At 75.8% G+C, this 1,290-nt stretch carries 2 protein-coding genes; one reads left to right on the top strand and one right to left on the bottom strand.

Going from position 1 to position 1,290, the window contains the following annotated elements:
* Positions 1 to 367 (bottom strand): hypothetical protein (locus AB0G02_RS40785; protein WP_360806078.1); only part of this gene is annotated, 367 nt, incomplete at its 3' end.
* A 157-nt stretch (positions 368 to 524) separates the two neighbouring features.
* Here AB0G02_RS40785 and AB0G02_RS40780 point away from each other — a divergent pair.
* On the top strand, positions 525 to 1,290 hold a 766-nt coding region (locus AB0G02_RS40780), incomplete at its 3' end, for a hypothetical protein (RefSeq protein ID WP_360806075.1).

Here is a 1,290-nt window from a genome sequence, read left to right as displayed (position 1 = left end):
TGCCGGTCTGCGCGGCGTCGGTCGGCGCGGCGGAGGTCGGGTCGGCCGGCGAGGTCGCGGTGGTGCGGGGCGGTCCGGCGGGCTCGGGGTCCCGTCGCAGGGCGGCGGAGCTGGCCGCCAGCCACAGCTCGTGGAACTCCGCGACGTCACCGTGCAGCGTCTCCACGATCAGCTCGACCAGGCCCCACCTCGGCACGGCGGGACCGGCGAACGCGACCGACACCGTGGTGTGGCTGCACCCGACCTCGCCCGCCATGTCCCGCAAGCTCGGCCAGCCGGCGCGGTGGTGCAGCCGGTGCAGGGCCTCGAAGAACTCCCGCACGGGTGCCCCCGCACCCTCGGTCTTCGGCTTCGGCAGCGCTCCCACCCCGGACCTCCCGAAGCCAGGCTCCCCGCCCCCGCGCGGTGCTGTAAAGCGAATTCACCCGGATAAGCCCGGCCAGTTCCGTCAGGTCCCGTCAACCCCCTCTCGGACGTCGTCAGGCTCGGTGGACGCCGCCGTCCGCGAGGGGGGAACGACCACCATGGCCCAGACCCGTCCGGAGGGCAGCGCCGCCGGGACGACGCGCGTCAAGGTGCTGCGCTCGGTGTGGGAGACCGGGTGGTCCGGGGCCGCGCCGGTGCGGCCCTGGTCGGACCGGCACTTCGCCGACGCCTTCGGTTCCGCCGCCGGGTTCTGGTCGCGGGCGACGTCCGGCCTGGTGTCCCTGGCGTTCGACGTCGGACCGTGGTCCGTGCTGGCGGGCGGTTCCCAGGCGGAGCTGATGTCGGACCGGGCGGCGATCGTCGCGGCCTGCCGGCGCCAGGCGCGGCGTGATCGCGTGACGGTCGAGGGGTACGACCACGTGATCGCGTTCGTGCACGAACCACCGGCGGACACCGGCGTGTGGGGCCGTGACCTCGTGCTGGACCAGACCGTGCCGCGGTGGACGCGTCACCGGCAGATCGGCCGCCTGCTCGGCTTCGGGCGGGCGCTCGGCCCGTCCGGGTCGCCCGACGACCCGTACTGCGTGATGGGCGCGGGCCGGTGCGGGCTCTCGGCCGCGAGCCAGCACCGGTACGCTGGCGGCACCGGCGTCGCGACCGTCCACACCGGACCCGGGGCGACGGTCGAGCTGACCGCGCTGAGCGAGCCGGACGGCGGGCCGGTGCTCGCCGTCGTCCCGGTGCCGGGTGGCCGGTTGACCGTCGAGTACCGCACGGACAGCGGCGACGACGTCGACCTCCGCGCGGCGGGCGTCGTGGACTCCCGGCGGGACGACTCCCCGTCGGTGTCGTGCGAGGCGGCCC

It is taken from the genome of Actinosynnema sp. NPDC023658, from assembly GCF_040639995.1.
Classification (GTDB): domain Bacteria; phylum Actinomycetota; class Actinomycetes; order Mycobacteriales; family Pseudonocardiaceae; genus Actinosynnema.
This window is presented reverse-complemented; position numbering and strand designations above follow the sequence as displayed.